The organism is Tissierellales bacterium, assembly GCA_025210965.1.
Taxonomy (GTDB): domain Bacteria; phylum Bacillota; class Clostridia; order Tissierellales; family JAOAQY01; genus JAOAQY01.
Map to the genome: position 1 here is coordinate 1 of JAOAQY010000112.1, position 3,726 is coordinate 3,726.

3 protein-coding genes are annotated in these 3,726 nt (G+C 33.5%); 1 reads left to right on the forward strand and 2 read right to left on the reverse strand.

Translation table 11 applies throughout. The features are described from left to right. Nucleotides 1–186 (reverse strand): hypothetical protein (locus N4A40_08765; GenBank protein MCT4661937.1); only part of this gene is annotated, 186 nt, incomplete at its 3' end. Between the two features lie 340 nt (nucleotides 187–526). Here N4A40_08765 and N4A40_08770 point away from each other — a divergent pair. Further along, entirely contained in the window at nucleotides 527–2,530 is a 2,004-nt protein-coding gene (locus tag N4A40_08770; protein ID MCT4661938.1) for a methyl-accepting chemotaxis protein, read from the forward strand. Here N4A40_08770 and N4A40_08775 read toward each other — a convergent pair. Next, the coding region (locus N4A40_08775; GenBank protein ID MCT4661939.1) for an ATP-binding protein at nucleotides 2,527–3,726 on the reverse strand (1,200 nt) is incomplete at its 5' end. The two genes, N4A40_08770 and N4A40_08775, sit on opposite strands and share 4 nt — an antisense overlap.

Consider the following 3,726-nt stretch of genomic DNA (forward strand, 5'->3'; position numbering starts at 1 on the left):
TAAATCCAAAGATTTTGCTTGAGCTGTAAGAATCTCAGGACTAAGTCCGTGGCTTCTTGATTTTAGTCCGTCTTCTCGGCACATTGTCATAAGTGTTTTTATTTCATAGTTTTCTTGAATTGCTCTATAAAGAGATAGACAGGAGTCTTTGCCACCACTCCAAGAACAAAATGTTTTTTGCTTCATTTGTTAAAACCTCCAAAAATATAAAATTCAAAGTAGTCATTTCAAAATAAGGTCACTCTATTATACAATGAAAATTAAAAAAATAAAGAGGAAAAGTATTAAATACAGAACGTTAAATGAAAAAACTATCGAAGTTTGTTTAAAAAAATTTAGAATTAGATAGTTTAGAGCAGATATAATTATTTGCATAAAACAAAAAACTTAACGATGTAATTCATAAAAAGCACAAATGAACTAGTCTTTACTGATTGGAATTGTGTTATAATTGTGAAACATAGTGAATGGGAAAAGGGTTTCGGTGGACAACTATGATAAAAAATTGGGAAGGGAGTCGTAGTAAATGAAATTAAAGGGGAAACTAATAGGAGTGATTGGATTAGTTGTAATTGTAATGATAATAACAATTATGGGATTCAATTTGTATTCAGCGGGGAGATTAGCGGACGAAATCGTAGGGCATCAGATGGATATGCAATTAGAGGCCATAGAGGCTTCGGTAAGTGAAGCTAAAGAGGTAGTTGATATTACACAAAAGGCATTAGATAAAAAACATATAAATATAGCTAGAGCTGTAGCTGAAATTTTAGAGAATGACAAGAGTCAGTTAGAGACAGAAAAAATGATATCACTTGCAAAAGCCCTAGATGTAGATGAAATACATGTGGTAGATGAAAATGGAATTTTGGTAAGTGGTAATATACCTGGATTTTTTGGATTTGATTTTAATACAACTGAGCAGACAAAGCCGTTTTTGAAACTAATAAATCAGAGTGATGGGAAATTAGCTCAAGAGGCTAGTGTTAGGGGTACAGATCAGCAATTATTTCAATATATTGGAGTTAGCCGAATAGATGCAAAAGGTGTAGTTCAGATAGGAATATCGCCTAAGGCTATATCAGATATTACTTCGAAGATGAACGTACAAAAAACGCTTGAAAATCTTAAACTTAGTGGAAGTGGTTTTGCATTTATAGCAGACAAAAATGGAGTAATCAAAAATCATAAAGAACCAGCTGAGATAGGAATGGATATAGAAGGACATGCATATAGTGAAGGAATAAAGGAATCAAATGGGGGTTTATTTGAATTTGAGATAGAATCAAATGGATATTATGGACAGGCTAGAGAGTTTGAGAATCAGATACTATTTGTAGCATTACCGACAAAATCTACAGATAAAGCGGTGTTTGGAATCACGAAAAACTCTATTATAATAGGATTTATAGGATTTATATTGTTGATAATTTTGATTAATTTATCACTTAAGAAGCTCGTAATAAAACCAATACAGAAAATAGAAGAAGCAATGAATAGAGTTGGCGAAGGGTATTTCAATGAAACTATAGATATAAAGTCTAAAGATGAAATAGGAAAACTTGCTACTAATTTTAACAAAATGACAGAAAATGTTCAGGCATTAGTTGGTGAAACAAACCATACTGTTGAGGAGATTGCACTAGAATCCTCTAAGATAAATGAAGCTGTAGCAGGTTTATCTATGACGAGTTCACAAGTTACTGAAGCGGTTGAGGACATAGCAGCTGGAGCAACAGATATGGCACAGGAAGTTGGAGAACGATTAGAGCTAGGACGAGAACTTGGTGGCCGAATAGGACATATGATGGATAGGCTTACTCAAGCGGAAGCAGATACTAATAATATGAAAAATAGCAATGAGATAGGAAAAGCATCAATAGAAGTTCTAGATCAAAAATTCAAGAAAACAGTTGAGTCTACAGAACAAGCAGATCAGAAAATAAGTGAATTGGCAGAGAAATCTAAATCGATTGAAGAGATAGTAGAGACTATAAAGGGAATTTCAGAGCAGACTAATTTGCTAGCATTAAACGCATCTATAGAGGCAGCTAGAGCTGGCGAACATGGGAAAGGTTTTGCAGTTGTTGCAGATGAAATAAGAAAGTTAGCTGAGCAATCGGGAAAAGCAACTACAGAAATAAACGAGATAATTGATAACATAGTTTCAATAGTTGATAGTGCAAATGAAACTATGGAAGATACTAGAACTATAGTTTCAGAAGCTAATAATGATTTGAATGATACAAAAGCTGCATTTGAGACTATAGATAAGAGTGCGCAAACAGTGTCACTGTCTATGGATGAACTTAGTCTTGGTATGGAATATATTGATGAAACAAAAGAAACTTTGATAGGGGCGCTTGAATCTATAGCATCGTTGTCTCAAGAATCAGCGGCATCAACGGAAGAAATCAGTGCATCAACAGAAGAACAGACAGCTAGAATAGATGAAATCGCTGAATCAGTGGATAGATTCAACGAAAACATCAGATTACTAGAAGATGAAATGAATAAATTTAAAATTTAATTTTTAAATTCGATATCAAAGCAAACACCTCTAGAGGTATTTGCTACTCTTATTGAAGCATTGTTTGCATAGGTCAATCGTTTTACAATGTATAGACCGAGACCATGTCCTCCGGTTTGTCTATTACGGGAATCCTCTACTCTATAGAAGGGTTCCCATATTTTTTGTAAATTTTCATCGCTTAGGAATATACCAGTATTTTCTATTCTGATATGGGGATGTTTACTTTCATCTCTTATTATTGACACGTATATAGTTTCACCTTCCGGTGTGTAACGCAGTGCGTTGTGATACATATTGGATAATATTTTATCTAGGTGATTCTTATCAAAATTAACGGTAAAGTCACCTTCTATTAGAAACTTCTTTTCAATATCATCTCTAAGAGGGTTCAATCTCTTGCAAATATTTGATAGCATAGTGCCTAAATTTATAGTAGTAGTATCTATTTTCAATGATTCAGATTTCGAGAACTGAAGCATTTCACCGATCAAATGATCCATAGCGGAGAGTTCGGATAGTATAGAGGATAGCTTTTCTTTTTCATATATTCCAGCGGCTATTCCTTCTGCTGTTCCTCTCATAATCATTAGTGGAGTTTTTAGTTCATGAGACAATGTAGCTACAAATGCTTTTTGTTCAGCATCTCTAGTGCGTTCTTTTTCTATGTCAATTTTTAGTTTAGCATTTGCTTTTTGTAAATCATCTAAGGTATATTTCAAGGTATTAGACAGATGATTTAGATTTTGACCAAGGTCACTTAATTCATCATTACTAGATATGATGCATGAACTGTCAAAATTCAATTTGGCCATTTCTTTAGCGATATCGTTCATAGACAATATTGGTTTAGCCAATTTTTTTGCATAAAGAAAAGCAAACAGCCCACCAATGAAAAGCAGAAATACAAACAAATATATGCTATAGTAACTGAGAATGCCAGAGGCATCTTTTAGAGATTGTACAGGAAGAGAAGTGAACAACCAATAGTCATCTTCAGAATTCATGTGAATTTTCATTGCAACCATATAATTGGATATAGAGGTTTCGCCGTCTTCCACTTTTTCAACAGACAAGAAATTTGGATCGTCTGTTGAAGGAGTAGTACTAGATAAATTTACATCAGATGTTTTTGATGAAATAAGTGAAGGATTTAAATCAGAAACCCTTTTTGAGAATATAAAAGAATTTATATA